This window comes from Pelosinus propionicus DSM 13327 (assembly GCF_900114615.1).
Classification (GTDB): Bacteria; Bacillota; Negativicutes; order DSM-13327; family DSM-13327; genus Pelosinus; species Pelosinus propionicus.
In genome coordinates, this window is sequence record NZ_FOTS01000006.1 from 120088 (window position 1) to 135856 (window position 15769).

General features: G+C 42.0%; 14 protein-coding genes and 1 pseudogene. 1 reads left to right on the top strand and 14 read right to left on the bottom strand.

All coding sequences use genetic code 11. The features are described 5' to 3' along the window. Nucleotides 1–13: 13 nt before the first annotated feature. Nucleotides 14–196: a hypothetical protein gene (locus tag BMZ99_RS04685; RefSeq protein ID WP_245754823.1), complete on the bottom strand. Its 183-nt coding sequence runs from the start codon at nt 194–196 to the stop codon at nt 14–16. Nucleotides 197–1178: 982 nt separating this feature from the next. Here BMZ99_RS04685 and BMZ99_RS04690 point away from each other — a divergent pair. After that, nucleotides 1179–1448, top strand: a complete 270-nt coding sequence (locus tag BMZ99_RS04690; protein ID WP_090933434.1) for a hypothetical protein — start codon at nt 1179–1181, stop codon at nt 1446–1448. Between the two features lie 130 nt (nt 1449–1578). Here the strand turns inward: BMZ99_RS04690 and BMZ99_RS04695 are convergent, their stop codons facing one another. The 13 genes and pseudogenes from BMZ99_RS04695 to BMZ99_RS04755 all read right to left on the bottom strand — a co-directional run bounded on the left by BMZ99_RS04695 (nt 1579) and on the right by BMZ99_RS04755 (nt 15682). Then, nucleotides 1579–1857, bottom strand: a complete 279-nt coding sequence (locus BMZ99_RS04695) for a DUF2680 domain-containing protein (RefSeq protein ID WP_090933436.1) — start codon at nt 1855–1857, stop codon at nt 1579–1581. An 84-nt stretch (nt 1858–1941) separates the two neighbouring features. Further along, nucleotides 1942–2184: an SHOCT domain-containing protein gene (locus BMZ99_RS04700; protein WP_090933438.1), complete on the bottom strand. Its 243-nt coding sequence runs from the start codon at nt 2182–2184 to the stop codon at nt 1942–1944. Nucleotides 2185–2259: 75 nt separating this feature from the next. Beyond that, on the bottom strand, nt 2260–3402 hold the full coding sequence (locus tag BMZ99_RS04705) for a sensor histidine kinase (protein ID WP_245754821.1): 1143 nt from the start codon (nt 3400–3402) through the stop codon (nt 2260–2262). Continuing rightward, nucleotides 3362–4038 (bottom strand): annotated as a pseudogene (locus BMZ99_RS04710) (response regulator transcription factor). Before BMZ99_RS04710 ends, BMZ99_RS04705 begins: the two are co-directional and overlap by 41 nt. 223 nt (nt 4039–4261) lie before the next feature. Beyond that, the gene (locus tag BMZ99_RS04715) at nt 4262–4771 is read right to left on the bottom strand and encodes a DUF6803 family protein (RefSeq protein WP_090933442.1); all 510 of its coding nucleotides are present in this window, start codon (nt 4769–4771) and stop codon (nt 4262–4264) included. Between the two features lie 213 nt (nt 4772–4984). Continuing rightward, nucleotides 4985–5626, bottom strand: coding sequence for a bifunctional 2-keto-4-hydroxyglutarate aldolase/2-keto-3-deoxy-6-phosphogluconate aldolase (locus BMZ99_RS04720; protein ID WP_090933496.1), 642 nt, complete (start codon nt 5624–5626; stop codon nt 4985–4987). A 14-nt stretch (nt 5627–5640) separates the two neighbouring features. Beyond that, nucleotides 5641–6585: a sugar kinase gene (locus BMZ99_RS04725; RefSeq protein ID WP_090933444.1), complete on the bottom strand. Its 945-nt coding sequence runs from the start codon at nt 6583–6585 to the stop codon at nt 5641–5643. A 65-nt stretch (nt 6586–6650) separates the two neighbouring features. Then, nucleotides 6651–7928 (bottom strand): nickel pincer cofactor-dependent isomerase, group 22, encoded by a 1278-nt coding sequence (locus BMZ99_RS04730; RefSeq protein ID WP_090933446.1) that lies wholly within the window; start codon nt 7926–7928, stop codon nt 6651–6653. A gap of 109 nt (nt 7929–8037) precedes the next feature. Continuing rightward, nucleotides 8038–9357, bottom strand: a complete 1320-nt coding sequence (locus tag BMZ99_RS04735; protein ID WP_090933448.1) for an MFS transporter — start codon at nt 9355–9357, stop codon at nt 8038–8040. A gap of 143 nt (nt 9358–9500) precedes the next feature. Continuing rightward, nucleotides 9501–10523 (bottom strand): zinc-binding alcohol dehydrogenase family protein, encoded by a 1023-nt coding sequence (locus BMZ99_RS04740; RefSeq protein WP_090933450.1) that lies wholly within the window; start codon nt 10521–10523, stop codon nt 9501–9503. Between the two features lie 35 nt (nt 10524–10558). Beyond that, entirely contained in the window at nt 10559–12040 is a 1482-nt protein-coding gene (locus BMZ99_RS04745) for a UxaA family hydrolase (protein ID WP_090933452.1), read from the bottom strand. A gap of 5 nt (nt 12041–12045) precedes the next feature. Further along, nucleotides 12046–13572, bottom strand: coding sequence for a tagaturonate reductase (locus tag BMZ99_RS04750; RefSeq protein ID WP_090933454.1), 1527 nt, complete (start codon nt 13570–13572; stop codon nt 12046–12048). Nucleotides 13573–13786: 214 nt separating this feature from the next. Continuing rightward, nucleotides 13787–15682, bottom strand: a complete 1896-nt coding sequence (locus tag BMZ99_RS04755) for a sigma-54-dependent Fis family transcriptional regulator (RefSeq protein WP_090933456.1) — start codon at nt 15680–15682, stop codon at nt 13787–13789. Between the last annotated feature and the right edge of the window lie 87 nt (nt 15683–15769).

Here is a 15769-nt window from a genome sequence, read left to right on the forward strand (position 1 = left end):
GGCTGCATTGCTATTACATATGATGACCTGAATGCTCATTACCGCTATCTTTCGGGGCATCCTCCGGCGGTGCTGGCTGCTCTTGATTTGTTGGTTCAGCAGCAAACGCCTTGGTGGCGTTTGGCAGCAAAGCTGTACCCGATATAAACACCGCTGCCAAAGCAGCAAAGATCATTCGCGTTACTTTTTTATTCATACTCAATACTCTCCTCATTCCTTGTTCTTGTCATTCTTTATGTACTCCTATACCGCTATGCCCTTATCTCATGACCAATCGCTCTAAAACTCCCTCTTCTACAAGTCGGAGCTCTGATAAGTGCCGCTAAGATTTAGATCGAGCTAAACACCACCTGATCAAGTCATCTTTATTACCCTGATTCTACTTTTATTCTACTAAACAGATGTGAAGAACTTATGAAGAAAGTTTGAATAACGTATGAAGTTTTCTTTTCATCGTCTACGTATGCTAAAAACGTCATCTCTCACCAACTAGTGGAAAAACAAATAATTGCATGATCTAAAATTGGCTTTAAAAACGGGTATACAAAAATAGAGGAAGCTTCTTCCTCTATTTCCGAGTTTTACGATAAACCTGAAGGTTTTTTATTGCAGCATAACATAATTAGAATTTTAGGGACTTCTTCCACTCTATTTTAGCTTGCAATCTCTATAAAATATACTATAATTAGAAATAGGTGGAAATTAAAAAAGTCGCCGTGTCCTGAGAGTGTTAGAGCACTCCCAGGCACGAGCAGGTGTGGTAGCACCTACACGTAACAGCTAGCTGTCTACGACGACAATTTATTATACCGTGATCTTTCCTTGAAAACAAGGGATGCAAGATTCGGAATAGTAAAATTGTGGGTTTTGGCAGAGGCTTAGCGTCTGCGCGCAGTCAAGACGAAGCAAAGCGCATGTGTAGGTTGAAAAGACCTCGCATATGCGTTTTTTTAATTTCCCCTGAAACAAACTGTATGCTGGTTTCTTCTATCCTGAGCTGTGGATAGAAGAAACCTCCTGCAGGATGAAGATGGGGGGATATAAATTGGTAGCAATCCAAGGTAAGAAAAAAGTATGCAGTTGGGGCAAAAGCACCGCACCAGCACGTGGCGGGGACTCCTCCTCGCCACATTTACGAAGCACAAGACTCGATTCCTGGGAAAACGAGGATAGTGTAAATGTACAGAACCTATAGGACAACGAAAGACACGATTATGGGTGAGGAAACAGAGAACGCCGACGTTACACTTAAATTGATTACAGATTTGGATGGGAAAGAATATGTGATAGTCAAGAAGCAAAAAGAAGATGCGATCTATCATCTTTCGCTGGTTGGAAAAGTCACTGAAATCGTTCACGAAATTTCATTCGAAGAATATAGAAACATTACTTATGCGAGATTAGACAATGAATTGTTAGAACAAGGAATCAAACCCAAGAGACGGTAAAACAAATGGTGTAAAGTGTTCGAACATTTGATGTTAAAGAACAATTTAATATACATGGGAAGAAACTACGCACATTATAAAAACCTGTCTCTCATACTTTTGTATTTTGAGACAGGTCCTTTTTTCCACATTACTTGGTGTTATTGTTATTGCAAATTCCCATCGTACCGCCATTTTGCATCATTTTTTGCATGACAGGAGCCATTTGCTGCATATGCTCATTCATCTGAGCCGCTTGCTCGGTAGTGATAGTGCCATTGTCCACTGCCTGCTGCATCATTTGCTGATGATTTTGAGACATTTGATTGAACCAATCATTTTGTGCCTGAGTCTGATCAGTAGTTGCGGCAAATACGGGCACAGCCATCAGAGCTGCTAACATCGTAAACATAATAATTTTCTTTTTCATAGGGTTTCCCTCCTGCTTTTTATTTATTTTTATTGTATCCCATCATTGTGGAGAAATGATGGAGCCTTTGTGGAAAATTTGTGTTTATTCCATCTCTTTTTTCATACGCTGATACTCATCAGTAGTAATTTCCCCTTTGGCATACCGCTGTTTTAATATCTCCAAAGCGTCAATCCGAAGCTCATTTTGGCTGCCACCACGGAATAACGCCTTAAATAGCCAGGCTGCCGCCATAATAACAAGAGCGGTAAACGCCAAATGAACAAGTATCCCCAGGATCATGCCCAGCCAACCGAAGGGTCCGCCGAAGCCATACCCCATCATCATAGTTCATATACCTCCTTTGTGTTAAGCCTAGTATAGCCTAACATTGTGGAGATTTTATGGAGAAACTGTGGGTTTTTAATGTAGATCAATCGGCAGCAGGACGCTGAAGGTACTGCCCTGGCCTAACGTACTTTCAGCCTTGATCTTACCGCCATGGACCAAAGCCATTTGCTTGACAAGGGCTAGACCTAAGCCAGTACCGCCGCTTGCTTTGGTCCTAGCCGGGTCAACACGGTAAAAATAATCAAAAACATGTTCAAGATCTTCCACTGCAATTCCAATTCCGGTATCAGTAACCGCAATTTTAATCATGTCATTTTCAGCAGCTGCCCTTACGCTAATCTGTCCACCGTCAGAAGTATATTTGATGGCATTTAAGACAAGATTGTACACCATTTGGTTAACCATATCCCCATCCGCCCAAATCAATGGCAGCCGATCCTCTGTTTCTATACGCAGGCTGATGCATTTTTCACCAGCAAGAGGCTTACTTTTCCCTACAATCTCACGCAGTAGTTGGGCTACGTCTAATAGAGTGAATTCTGCCTGTAGTTGCCCTGCCTCTAATAAAGAAAGATCTCTAAGTTCTCCGACCAGCTTGGTTAGCCGATCAACTTCTTCAGTCAGCGAACTCATTTGCTCTACGTTCGGAGTAATGACACCATCTGCGATGCCTTCCAGATTAGCCTTCAGTATTGTCAGCGGTGTTCTAAGTTCGTGAGCTATCCCAGCCAAAAAGCGTTGGCGCAAGACAGTATTGGATTTTAATTTGACAGTCATGGCGTTAAACGCCATGGCTAATTGCCCCACTTCGTCTTGCCTTTCCACACTAACGGCAGCATCCAAGTTTCCTGCTGCCACTGCATTGACTGCTCGGTTCAAGTCAATCACCGGAGTCGCAATATTGCGGGCCAAATAATAGCTAACGCCAGCTCCAATTAGCAGCATCCCCCCTGCAGCCAATAGTAAAGACTGCTTTAACGATATCATAAACTGCTTTTCTGGTGATCCCATCATAGAAGCCATATTGCCATGATTCATCATCATGCCATGCATGCCGCTCATATATAAATACGAATTAAAATTTTCGGATACCTGATAGTTGACGACCAGGATAAGTCCCACAATAACAGCAACCGTTGTTACAAAGAAAGTGACCATTACCCGAATCAGAAGACTACCCACAGGAATCACCCGCCAGCTTATAACCAACACCATAAACAGTTTTGATATAACGAGGTTCACCATAGGAATCGCCAAGCTTTTTGCGAAGGTTTTTAATATGAGAATCAACCGTACGTTCATAGCCTTCAAAAGCATAGCCTTGTACTTTCTCAATTAACTGCAGCCGAGACAAGACTTGACCAGGATGGGTCAAAAACAGTTCCAGCAGTTTATACTCGGTAGGTGTCAACTCGACAGGGTTACCTTGCACTATTAAGGTGCGGTTATGCGGATGTAATGCTATTTCTCCAACAGACAGTACATTTAAAGCTTTGTCTCGCCGCCCCTCAGGCTTAACCCGCCTAAGGATAGCTCCCGAGGACTAAAAGGCTTTGCTACATAGTCATCAGCCCCGATTTCCAGCCCAATGACCCGATCAGTCTCAGCATCCCGCGCAGTGAGCATAATAATCGGCACATCGCTATCTCGCCGAATTTCCTTGCATACTTCCCAGCCATCTAGTTCTGGCAGCATCACATCCAGCAATACCACATCAGGCTCCCATTGCCGTACCTTCTTCACTGCATTCCTGCCATCCATAGCTGTTTCTATCATATAGCCCTCTTTTCTCAGATAGGTTACCAGCACTTTTACAATTTTCTCATCATCATCCACTACTAACACCTTCATTTATCACACCTCCGTACCCATGACAACCAGTATAAAAGCAACCACATTCTATAAGATACAACACACACTTATTGTGAAAATACTATTCGCTCATATCGATGCTATTGTACCGCATTTGCTTGTCTTTCTGCAATATCGGCAGTTACTGGCGGATATGACTGAGTAAAACAGCAAAGCAGCCTTTCCTGCAGGAAAAGCTGCTTTGCTATCATACTCGAAATTTTTATGGATGCTTATGTTGCATAGGTGGCGTATTCCCACCAACAGCATTAGGATCCCATCCCATAATCGTCGGATCCACCATCCCGAAAATCATAGCTACGTGAGCAACAACGAGAAATACGGTCAATAGAATGAAATGAAGTTTCATCTTTTCATCATCCGATTTCCCCTTGGCGATTACACCGAGTTCCAATAAAGCAATGCTGAACAGCGGAATTACACCACTGAGATAAGAACCTACTGCAAGTATATCAGCAATGCCGCGCCATTGAATCGTAGGAATAACAGTGGTTATTAAATTGAGGAAGACTCCCAGAAAGTAAAACCCCAGAAAAATACCAATTGCTTTATTAGCTGTCTTCCATCCGCCAGCATTGGACCCACGCAGGAAAACCGTAAAAAATTCGGTTGCAACAAGTGCTTCTGCCAAGGCTACAGGAATAACCATATACAAAATTAAATTCCATGGCTGGTTAACAGCCAGCAATTCCATATAGTGTGTCATAACCATAATCATCACTCCTCATATAAACTTATATTGATAGTATACAAAGAAAATGTGAAGATCTTGTGAAGATACTATAAAGAATTTGTGTGCCTATTTTCTTACAATACTTATGAATCTGATTCTATCATAAAAAAGCAGAGTTCAATTGAACTCTGCCGCATTCCATCAACTATCCTGTGATACACTAGGAATGATCATTTTTTAAACTCTTCTTTTTTATAATCGAGCTAAGCGTATCGCTTCTACGAATTCTTTCGCCTTGTCTGTAATCGACTGATAATCGCCAGTCTTAGCACCTGCGGTAATGTTGCCGCCGACACCAACAGCAACGCATCCAGCCTTGATCCACTCTCCTACGTTTTCAACACTTACGCCGCCTGTAGGCATAATCCGTGCTTGAGGCAATGGTCCTCTGATGGCTTTAACGAAGGTAGGCCCAAATAATTCACCGGGAAATACTTTAATAATATCAGCACCAGCTTCCATGCCTTCCACAACTTCTTTAATCGTCATGGCACCAGGCATCACAGGTATACGATAACGATTACACAATTTGATAGTATCAAGATTTAAGCTAGGTGAAACAACATATTGGGCACCGCTTAAAATTGCAATTCTAGCAGTCTCAGGATCAAGTACGGTACCGGCTCCCAATAGTATTTCCTCTGGAGAATATAATTTCGCCAATTCGCTGATGATCTCGTGAGCACCAGGAACTGTAAAGGTAAGCTCAATGGCGGTGACGCCGCCAGCAATACATGCTTCCGTAATTTTTTTTGCCTGTTCACTTGTTTCCGCTCTTATGACAGCTACTAATCCACCATCACATATTTTTGTAATTACTTTTTCTTTTTCCAATTTCATCCGTCCCCTTAACGATTTATGCCCATCATGTAGGTTTTTAACTGATCCGAATTAGGAAGTCCATCATTGTCACCAGGCGACATAACGGCAAGTGCACCAACAGCATTCCCTCTGCGTACAGCATCTTTAAGAGAAAGCCCTTCTAAAAGCCCGCTAATCACTCCCACTGCAAATCCATCACCAGCACCAACTGTATCTACAACTTTTTCAACTTTAAAGCCTGGCACAATAAAAGAATCTTCTTTCGTTTTTACAAAAGCACCCTTTTCTCCTAACTTCACAATCACTGTCGAAACGCCCTTATTCAAATAAAAATCTGCAATGGCACTCTCATCATCACTGCCCATTAACAAAAGACCTTCGTTGACTCCTGGTAAAACAATATCACTCTGTGAGGCTAACTCATTAATAATCTGAACCATTTCCTCCTTATCCTCCCACAATTGAAGTCTTAAATTAGGATCAAAGGAAATGGTAACCCCATTCTCTTTTGCAGTCTGGATCAATTTATAAGTTACCGACCGGCAGGTTGCAGAAAGAGCCGGTGGTATCCCTGTCAGATGCAAATGCTTAACATTTTCCCACTTAATGTCTTCAATATCATGGAGATTCAAATGAGAAGCAGCTGAACCCTTGCGAAAATTAAAAACCTCTGGATCTCCAACACTAACTTTTGCTTTGAGCTGCATGCCAGTGCGATTGGAATCATCAAATTTTACATACGGAGTTTTAATATTCTGCTGCTGCAAAAAATTATTAATATACTTGCCAAAAGGATCTTGACCAAGCTTTGTAATATAAGTTACAGAATGCCCTAAACGAGTCATGCCTATGGAAAAATTGACTTCAGCACCTGCAACATACTTCGTAAAATGTTCTATATCTTCAAGCGGACCTTCGTGATCAGCCACCAAAAGGGCCATGGGCTCGCCAATTGTAATCACTTCACTCATAAATGACCTCCCAGATTCATCGGATTATACGATTTGCTATTATGATATTTCCAACCAACTATACATTAAATCAGGTTTTTCTGGGGCTCTCCTTCAACAAAGCTCAAAGAGTTGGGACCAGAAATTACTTCAATATTTGAATTCGCCTCGGCTTCTGCAAGTAAAGGCTCACTAATCAGCATCGTTGTTAATTCTAAGGTGTTTTGTATCCATACAATTTTGTGTTGACCTGTGCCAATTCCATTACACATTTTTACTGCCATGCGCAGCGCATCTTCAGAAGTAGCTGCAACCATGGGAATCTTCACGGCTTCTACCTCAGTGCTGGTATATGCATTCGTGTACATGCTGATATAATCAATTTTATCAAACAGCTTGCGAGTTGTAACATCCACCATCCCAACTCCATTAGCATTTCCATGGGATTCTTCCGTAACATCCAAAATAATGCTCTTTTTAAACTCAGGACCACCGCTTACACATTTTGTAATATACAGGCCGGTAACATTAGGATCTTGCCCGTCACCGCTAATATTTTTACCAATTTCATCAATTACCAGTATGTCAAACTTAGGGAACATAATACGCCCCATCAAATTACGAGCTTCCTCTAACAGAGCTGCTTCTCTCTCTAACAATAAAATATCATCCTTAGGAACGACTTCAATTTTATAGGTGTCTTCATAGGCATTTTCCACCAGAGAAACGGCAAACAACACTTTGGTTTTCTTCGCGATTATACATCCAATTTTCGGTATCAATTCCGCAAAGCGATCGAACCCCCGGCTATGAACCGAATCCGCCCCCAGCCTTTTGCCGAGTCCAATCACAAGCATTTTACAAATGCCGCTTTCAATCGGTCCTCGAAAACAAGTATGAGGCTTTATTCTTGGAATAATTACGATCCCATCCGCCTCAAGGGCACTTTTACACACATAAATTGGTGATCCAGGCTCAAATTCACCAATCGCTTCCACATCCATGGAAGCATCAACTGGAACTCCCATTGTACTTTCACTGATCCCAAAAGAATCTAATAAGTCAGCCTGGCCTTCTGGTGTAGCCCCTCCATGACTTCCCATTACTGGAATAATAAAGGGCTTGGCTCCCGCTTCTATTAAGGTATCGACTACCGTTTTTGTAACCAAAGCAATATTGGCAACGCCCCGGCTGCCAACTCCTACGGCAATCCGCTTACCAGTTAAATCCCCTAAATAAGGCTCCATTTTCTGACGAACCTCACCAGGAATATCTTCCACTTTTTGCCGATTAAAATGCTGCTTGATTTTTATAAACCGCGGCAATTCAATCGCTGGGAACTTATTTAAATCGAGTGATTGCATTGTGATTCATCTCCACATTCATTTATTTACAACTATTGCAAGAGTGGCTTTAATAGCCACTCTTGCTTTATAAACTGCAATAAAGAGAAGTAATCCGGCTCAAATTTGATTATGAATTAGCCGATTTTGATGTCTCTTTGAGATTCTGTCCGATACCAAGAGGAACGGAGATTAAGAGCAGAATTGCTCCAATAAAACCAGAAACTGCAATTGCATATAGTCCCGCATAAGGATTGTGAAAAGCCTGCTCAGCCCATACACGCAGGTTGGGAGCAAGGAATCCGCCTAAGTTACCAACGGAATTAATAAAGGCAATCCCGCTTGCTGCAGCTACGCCACTTAAAAATCTGCTAGGCAACGTCCAGAAAATAGGCTGACAAGCCAAGTTTCCGCAAGCAACTACGCATAGAGACAAAATTCCAAGCAGTGGACTTCCTGTAGCAGAAACAATGAACCCTGCACCTGCTGCCCCAATAATGATAGCAGCTAAAACACCACGACTGCCTGTTTTGTCAGAATAGCGAGGAAGAAGAACAGTAGCGGCTAATGCACAAATCCAAGGAATGGCACTGATTAACCCAACTTCCAGACCTACTTTTTTCCCTAACAATCCAGCAACGTGAGTAGGTAAATAGAAATTCAAACCATAATTACTCACTTGAATCATAAAACAAATAGCAGCTAAGAATAAGACCTTAGGATTACCCAAAACTTTCAGCGGACCAACTTTCACTTGCGGTTTGGCCGCATTTTCCTCTTCTAATTCAGTCAGCAACGCTTTTTTCTCATCATCAGAAAGCCATTTTGCATCTTGAGGTTTGTCAACTAGGTACCAATAAGCCCATACACCCATAGCAGCGGCCAATATACCTTCTACAAGGAACATCCACTGCCAGCCTTTAAAGCCAAGCACCCCATTCATATCTAATAGTATTCCGGATAAAGGCGAACCGAAAATAAACGCCAATGGCGGCCCAAGCCAAAAAAGTCCCATTACCGAACTACGACGACGTTCTGTAAACCAGGTAGTAAAATAATACACAATCGCTGGCATAAAGCCCGCTTCTGCAATTCCCAACAAAACCCGTAACCCTAAAAATTGAGTTTCTGTTGATACCCAAGCAAATCCGGCAGATACCAGACCCCAGGTAACCATAATACGAGCTAACCAAGCTCTTGCTCCCACATGATGCATGATAATATTACTCGGCACTTCAAATACCGCGTAGCCGATGAAAAAGATACCCGCGCCAAGAGCAAAGGCTGCATCGCTGACGCCAGTATCCAATTGAAAAGCCTGCTTTGCAAAACCAATGTTCGCGCGATCCAAAAAAGCAAAAATATACATGACCAGGATGAAAGGTACAAGTTTATTCTTGGCTTTGTCCATCGCTTGATTGGTAAGTTCGGTTCTAGTGATTCCTGCCATACTAATAACACACTCCTAAATTATTTATATTCGTAATTACCCAGTAGAAACCTCTATCAATTTACCGCAATTCATTGTTTTCTGAAATTTTCCATCTCAACGAAACCTTGAAAGGAATCGTTGAGACTGTATTTTTGTCAAAGCTATAGCAACGCTACTACTTTGAGATAGTTTCCAGGATGGGCTGCAATATCGCTGACTAATGCAGGAACGTCTTCAAAAGAAATGGTTTTTGTGATTACAGCGGCAACATCCACTTTATGCTCACCTACCAGTTTGACACTTTCAGGAAAAGCATGGAAGCTGTTTCTGGAACCAACAATGTCCAGTTCTTTCTTGGTAAACAAAGCTGTAGGCAAAGAAATCTCACTTTTCGGCCAGCCCACAAGAGAAATTCTTCCCGCATAGGATACATAATCAATACTACTGCGGACAGCTGCAGCATTTCCAGATGCTTCGATAATGACCTCTGCCATTCTACCATTTGTAATCGTCTTTATTTCATTAATTGCATCAACTTTCACTGGATTAACAGTATACTTTACTCCTAGTTGTTTGGCAAATTCCAATCTTTCTTCCACAGGGTCTACTACAATCGGTATCGCATTCAGGGTTAATGCATACTGCGCTGCCAGCAGGCCAATAGGACCAGATCCAGTAATTGCCACATATTCTCCTGCTTTTACACGGGAACGCTTCACAGCATGCATGGAAATGGTTAACGGTTCAACCATAGCCAGCAAATTCCAAGGTATTTCTTTTGGTACTTTATGCACTAAGTTCCTGGGATGAACAAAATACTCGGACATGGCTCCGTCAATGTGTACCCCTCTAACGGTCAAATTTTCGCAGCAATTCGTACGGTCATTTTGACATGGGTAACATTCTCCACAATATACATAAGGTTCAATCACCACATGATCGCCAATCGCTAGCTCCGTCTCGCCTTCTGGTACTGCTACCACTTCACCAGCTGCTTCATGTCCGATGATCCGGGGATAGGATACAAGAGGATTCGTCCCCATATAGGCACCAATATCGGAACCGCATATTCCCAAACTCCGTGTCTTAATTAAAACTTCATTTTCCCCACGCTGCGGATAAGCGACTTCTTCCACTTTAATATCCCCAGGTGATTGTAAATAAATAGCCTTCATCCTTCTCATGCACTCTCTTTCCATTGATTTTATTTGGGTTTTTGTTATAAGGTTACGCCATTTTTAAAGATAGCAATTTCTCTAAAACCCATATTCTCTGATTTAGACAGTCGCCCAGAAGAAATTTCTAGGATATAGGAGAAAAACTCATCTGTCACAGCTTGCATCGACTGTCCTTCCAGCAGTTGTCCAGCATTAAAATCCATCCAATTGCTTTTACGCCTAAATAGATCACTATTTGTAGCTACTTTTATGGTTGGTACTGCCGTGCCGAGGGGGGTGCCACGTCCAGTAGTAAATAAGACGATATGACAGCCTGCAGCAGCTAGCGCTGTTGCCGCTACAGCATCATTGCCTGGTCCATTTAAAAGATTCAGTCCCTTATGCTTCACAGACTCACCGTAGCCCAGTACATCAACAACAATACTGCGCCCCCCTTTTTGTGTGCAGCCTAGTGACTTTTCTTCCAAAGTGGAAATGCCGCCTTTTTTATTACCGGGGGATGGATTTTCATAAATCGGTTGATTATATGACATAAAATAATCTTTAAAATCATTGACCAGCTTCACCGTTTTATCAAACACAGCTTGATCTTTCGCACGTTTCATCAAAATCGTTTCAGCACCAAACATCTCTGGCACTTCCGTCAGAACGGTGCTGCCGCCGCAGGCAATCAGCTTATCGGAAAATGCTCCTACCAGCGGGTTACCGGTAATACCTGAAAAACCATCAGAACCACCGCATTTTAGACCTACAACCAGCTCGGAAACAGGGCATTCTTCTCTTTTGAATTGACCGGCATATGCAATTAGCTCTTCTATGAGTTCTCTGCCAGCTGAAAGTTCGTCTTCTACCTCTTGGGCTGCTAAAAACTTAACGCGACCAGGATCATACTCTCCCAGTATCTTCTTAAACTCTGGAATATTATTATTCTCACAGCCCAATCCAAGTACCAGCACACCGCCAGCATTAGGGTGATTGACCAAAGCTGCCAAAATACGCTGGGTTGTCAGATGATCCTCGCCAAGCTGAGAACAGCCATAAGGATGAGTAAATTCAAAGACACCATCAATGTTTGCACCCGCAATTTCATTGCCTTGCTTAGCCAACAATTGAGCTGCTCGATTCACGCAGCTTACCGTAGGGATAATCCAGATCTCATTGCGAACTCCAACCCGTCCGTCTTCTCGCCTGTATCCCTTAAAGGTTTGATTACAAGTAACAGACTGTTCTTGAGGCAGATCTGGCTCATAACTATATTCCAGCATATCACCAAGATTGGTTTTAATATTATGAGCATGTACCCAGCTGCCAGCTTCAACATCTCTCACTACGTGTCCAATAGGAAAGCCATATTTTATGATGTGCTCGTTTTCTTTTAAGTCCTGCAGGGCAATTTTATGCCCTTTAGCAATATCTTCGAGAGCCATAATCTTAACAGGTCCTACCGTAAGCTGCTCTCCTTTTTTTATATCATCAAGGGTAACAGCTACATTATCTGCTTCATGGATCTTTAACAATGACATATCCGTTACCCCCTAATCAGCCGCGCAACAGTAACTTGCATACCATCGTTAACAATTTGATATAGATAGTCAGCAGTTTTTTCCGTCAAACTATTAACTTGATTCAAATCCTGCCCCCAAATAGCAGCATTTTCTAAAACAGTTTTTATTACAGCAATGATACTTTCCTTGCTTCCATCAAATGTCTTCCAGGTATCTGCAAAGAATTCCAATACCGGCACATCGTCTTTCATCACAAATTCGCCTTTTTCTCGTTTTGCCTGCATACCATTCTCTGCCACGTTGCCATCCTTGTACACAGCGATCAGTGCCGCTAATGAAAAGGTCAATTTTTCAGGCAATCTACCATGAAGTTGCTGATATTCTAAAATCGAAGGCAAAACTCTGGCTTTAAATTTCGATGAGGAATTGAGTAAAATGCTGATTAGATAATGTCTGATATATGGATTTTGAAAACGTTCGATTACAGAATCTGCAAATTCAGTCAGCATTTTTTTATCCAAATCAATGGAAGGAATAATCTCATCAGAAACAATTTGTCTCACATATTTTCCTAACACTTCATGATCCATCATTTCTCCGACTTCTTCTAATCCATATAAAAATGCTGCGGGAATAGAAGCAGTATGAGCTCCATTTAAAATTCGAACTTTCCGTGTACGATAGGGCGTCATATCATCCGTCCAGATAACATTAAGACCAATTTCTGTAAAAGGAAGCCGCTTTGCTAATTCCTGGGGTCCTTCGATTACCCATAGGTGGAAGAGTTCGCCTGTGTTAATTAATTGATCATTATATCCTAATTTCGTTTCAAGGTCTCTTACTTCATCTTTTGGATAACCAGTTACTACTCGATCCACTAATGAATTAAGGAAATAATTATGATTGCTGACCCAAGATTTAAATTCTTGTGATAAGTTCCAAGCATCGCAAAGTTTTAGGACGACTTCTTTTAGCTTATCGCCATTACGATCAATCAGCTCGCAAGGAATAATAACCATGCCTTTTTCTGGGGCACCATGAAAGTACTGAAAACGATGATACAAGTACGCCGCCAACTTACCAGGAAAAGAACTTGGCGGTTCATGATCCAAACGATCATTTTCATCATAAGCGATACCAGCTTCGGTAGTATTAGAGATCACAAATTCAATATCAGGATTTTCCGCACACTTAAGATACGCGTCCCAATTTGTATAGGGATTAATTCCTCTGCTGATTGAACTGATAATTTCTTTCTGTTCCACGGGATTTCCATCTTGCAAGCCTCTCAGCAACAGGGTATATAGACCATCCTGCTCATTTAATTTCCCTGCCAGTCCTTGGGCAATCGGCTGAACAACCACAACTCGTCCATTAAACTTCCCCTGCTTATTAAGTTGATGAATCATCCAATCAACAAACGCTCTTAAAAAATTGCCTTCACCAAATTGGATTACCCTCTCGGGTAAATTACTTGAGTTGATTTGTGCAGCAACATCTTCTGGTAAGAATAAATCACTGCGCAAAAGCGCCCCATTTAAATTTTTCATAGATTCTCCTCTCTTCTTATCTAAGATAGATTGCTAAAATTAGCCAAACATTTTGCTTTTTATCAATCTACTCTACTTCTACGACTATCTTATTATGCAAATATCATGCCAATACTGTCACCCTTTGAATACCTAAGATTCTGATTATTAAACAACAAGCGATAGATGCATAAAGCAACTCGAACTGTTGCTTTATGCATCTATCGCTTGTATCTTATCGATTCTGTTTTTGGATTTTTCGCCATAAAGTGGTACGGTTTATACCTAAGCGACTGGCCGCTCGAGTGTAGTTAAATTTTTCTTCCCGTAAAATTTGTTCAATTGCTTCCTTCTCTATCTCTTCCAAATTACCATATTGACCATGCAAGGAATCTGTTTGGAGAGAGGCTGACGGTGCGGGCAAAATGCTCCTAATATCTTCAGCGGTAACCACTTTATTATCCGATAGCAATAAGACTCTTTCCATAAGGTTGACCAATTCTCGTACATTCCCAGGCCAAGGAAGTTTTTCTAAAATTATTAGTGCTTCTGGAGCAATCCCTTTCACTTCCGGATTTAGAAGATTCAACTTGCGATAAAAATATTCCACCAATATAGGAATATCTCCTTTTCGATCTCTAAGGGGCGGCAGGTAAAGACGTAAAATATCAAGACGATAGTATAAATCTTCCCTAAACTTCTTTTTGGCAACCAAATTAGCCATATCTTGATTGGTAGCTGCAATTACCCTTACATCTACAGGAATGACTCGATCCCCACCTAAGCGCATCACTTCTTTTTCCTGCAGCACCCGCAGTAGACGAGCTTGCAGGGCTAAGGGCATCTCTCCGATTTCATCCAGAAACATCGTACCGCCATGAGCCAATTCAAATAGCCCCTGCTTACCACCTTTCTTCGCCCCCGTAAATGCACCTTCTTCATAACCCAATAACTCACTTTCCAGTAAATTTTCAGGCAGAGCAGCACAATTAACAGCAACAAAAGGACTCTTATCACGAGAACTAAGGTTATGAATACTTTGGGCAAACATTTCCTTACCAGTACCAGACTCACCAGTGATCAGCACGGTAGAACTAGACATGGCATAGCGGCGCGCTTGCCTTTTAGCTGCCTCCAGTGCCGCCGAGGAACCGATAATTTGATTTAGACTTACTTTGGCGACCAAGCCCTTTGAGTGCAGCTTTTGTCGTATCGCCTGCTCAAAGCGCTGCAGTTGGGTCACATCCTGGAAACTAGCAATTGCCCCCACTACTTCATCTTTAATCTTAATCGGTATTCGCTTCGTAGCTAATTCTTTATTCCCCAGATGCTGAACTTCACCCATTTCTGCTACTCCATTCTCAAGAACAGCAGGCAAACGAGTATTTGGTATCACCTCACTAACAGAGCGTCCAACAGCCATTGCCTGCGATACTTGGAAAATATCGCAGGCAGCAGGATTAAAAAAGGTAATGCGAGCCGCTTTATCCACAGCAACGATCCCATCCGTAGATGAATTCACAATAGCTTGCAAAAGCTCAGCCCGTTCTTGTTCCCGGCGGCGAACTTCTGCCACCAGTTCAGCCTCTTTAATGGCTTTATAGATTGCATCTTTACCAGTGCCGATTACATAGCCGCCAAGCCCTATTTGGCGAGCAAGTTCAACTGAATTCGCATCACCAATGACTACTTTAATGCCTTCACTGGCAGCAAAAGCAATTCTCTCTGCCGTTTCCGCCTTGTTTTCCAGAGCAATTACCCGTACCGAAATTCCCAACAATTCAGCCAAGGTCTCACACTCATAAATAACATTCCTAAACCCAGCTACACCAATTACACCTAAGCTTACTCCTACCTGTTTGATCGTACGCAAAATATCAAGAGCGGTGACCTGTATCTGCACCACCGGCACGGAAACTTGTTCAGCAATCAGTAAGGCAGTACCACCGCGGCTAATTAGAACTTCCGCCCCTCGCTCCACCGCTAACCGCGCTTGTTCCAACCCAACCTGGGAATCACCAAGGGCAACTTCAACATTTCCCTGCCATTCAGGGTCACGTTCTAAAATAACTTCATCAGCTAGCTTTTTCATGCTGGCAAATGGAGCAATTAGACAAATTTTATAATCCATATTTCCCCTCCAATCGGGATTCTTCTCATAGAAATCTTTATTGTAATTTCTCTGTAAAAGCCAGAACTCCTGTAAATATTTTTTTGT

Excerpts from the sequence above, each read along its gene's own strand:
- BMZ99_RS04750 (WP_090933454.1), bottom strand. The coding sequence starts at position 13,572 with ATGAAAAATTTAAATGGGGCGCTTTTGCGCAGTGATTTATTCTTACCA.
- BMZ99_RS04700 (WP_090933438.1), bottom strand. The coding sequence starts at position 2,184 with ATGATGATGGGGTATGGCTTCGGCGGACCCTTCGGTTGGCTGGGCATG.
- BMZ99_RS04715 (WP_090933442.1), bottom strand. The coding sequence starts at position 4,771 with ATGGTTATGACACACTATATGGAATTGCTGGCTGTTAACCAGCCATGG.
- BMZ99_RS04725 (WP_090933444.1), bottom strand. The coding sequence starts at position 6,585 with ATGAGTGAAGTGATTACAATTGGCGAGCCCATGGCCCTTTTGGTGGCT.
- BMZ99_RS04730 (WP_090933446.1), bottom strand. The coding sequence starts at position 7,928 with ATGCAATCACTCGATTTAAATAAGTTCCCAGCGATTGAATTGCCGCGG.
- BMZ99_RS04755 (WP_090933456.1), bottom strand. The coding sequence starts at position 15,682 with ATGGATTATAAAATTTGTCTAATTGCTCCATTTGCCAGCATGAAAAAG.
- BMZ99_RS04685 (WP_245754823.1), bottom strand. The coding sequence starts at position 196 with ATGAATAAAAAAGTAACGCGAATGATCTTTGCTGCTTTGGCAGCGGTG.
- BMZ99_RS04695 (WP_090933436.1), bottom strand. The coding sequence starts at position 1,857 with ATGAAAAAGAAAATTATTATGTTTACGATGTTAGCAGCTCTGATGGCT.
- BMZ99_RS04705 (WP_245754821.1), bottom strand. The coding sequence starts at position 3,402 with ATGGTGTTGGTTATAAGCTGGCGGGTGATTCCTGTGGGTAGTCTTCTG.
- BMZ99_RS04690 (WP_090933434.1), top strand. The coding sequence starts at position 1,179 with ATGTACAGAACCTATAGGACAACGAAAGACACGATTATGGGTGAGGAA.
- BMZ99_RS04740 (WP_090933450.1), bottom strand. The coding sequence starts at position 10,523 with ATGAGAAGGATGAAGGCTATTTATTTACAATCACCTGGGGATATTAAA.
- BMZ99_RS04735 (WP_090933448.1), bottom strand. The coding sequence starts at position 9,357 with ATGGCAGGAATCACTAGAACCGAACTTACCAATCAAGCGATGGACAAA.
- BMZ99_RS04745 (WP_090933452.1), bottom strand. The coding sequence starts at position 12,040 with ATGTCATTGTTAAAGATCCATGAAGCAGATAATGTAGCTGTTACCCTT.